At 75.5% G+C, this 767-nt stretch carries 1 protein-coding gene; it reads right to left on the reverse strand.

What is annotated here, in order from left to right:
- Positions 1-159: 159 nt before the first annotated feature.
- The coding region (gene lptC, locus HMPREF0731_RS22205) for an LPS export ABC transporter periplasmic protein LptC (protein ID WP_007006514.1) at positions 160-767 on the reverse strand (608 nt) is incomplete at its 5' end.

Genomic DNA, 767 nt, shown 5'->3' on the forward strand with positions numbered 1-767 from the left:
CCACCTGCTCCTGCTGGCGCCATTCGATGCCGTCGGTGGCGGTGACCTCGACCGGGCCGCCCTGGGTCAGGTCCAGCGCCTGGGCGCGGGCCTGGCCGGGCAGGGTGGCGGCGGCCAGCAGCGCCAGCAGCGCGGCGGCGGGCAGAGTGGCGCGGCGCATCAGCGGCTCCCTTCCAGCAGGGCGCGGGCCTGGCCGGTGAAGACCACCACCTGGCCGCGATTCTCCAGGCGGAAGCCCTGGCTCACCAGCGTGCCGAAGGGCCCCTGGGCGGCGACGGGGCGGTCGCCCGTGGCGCCGCCGGCGGCGATGTCGATCCTGGCCATCTCGGTCCGCAGCATGCTGCCATCATCATGCCAGAGCGTCACGTCGCCGTTGAGGTCCAGCTTGCTGGCGTCGCGGCGGTATTCGCCCTGGCGGGCCTCCAGCAGCACCCAGGCGCCATTGCCCATCACCATGTCGGCGCGCGGCTGGTCCAGCTCGATCGGCGCGTCCTGGGTCTGCTGCAGGGCGGTGGCGGCGGTGACGGTGTAGGGGCGGTTCTGCTCGTCCACCCCCTGGTAGCGGGCGGCGGAGAGGCGCAGCGCCTCGGCGCTGGTCTGCGCCACGCGGCGGAAGGCCAGCCGGCCGCGCTCCTCGGCGCGGTCGAATTCGGGCCAGAGGGCGATGGCGGCCAGCAGGCCCAGCGCCCCCACCGGCAGCAGCCACTTGGCCATCGCCACCGCGAAGCGCCGCCGCGCCAGGGCGCCGGCATCCAGCGTCTGCCGCG

This window comes from Pseudoroseomonas cervicalis ATCC 49957 (assembly GCF_000164635.1).
Classification (GTDB): domain Bacteria; phylum Pseudomonadota; class Alphaproteobacteria; order Acetobacterales; family Acetobacteraceae; genus Pseudoroseomonas; species Pseudoroseomonas cervicalis.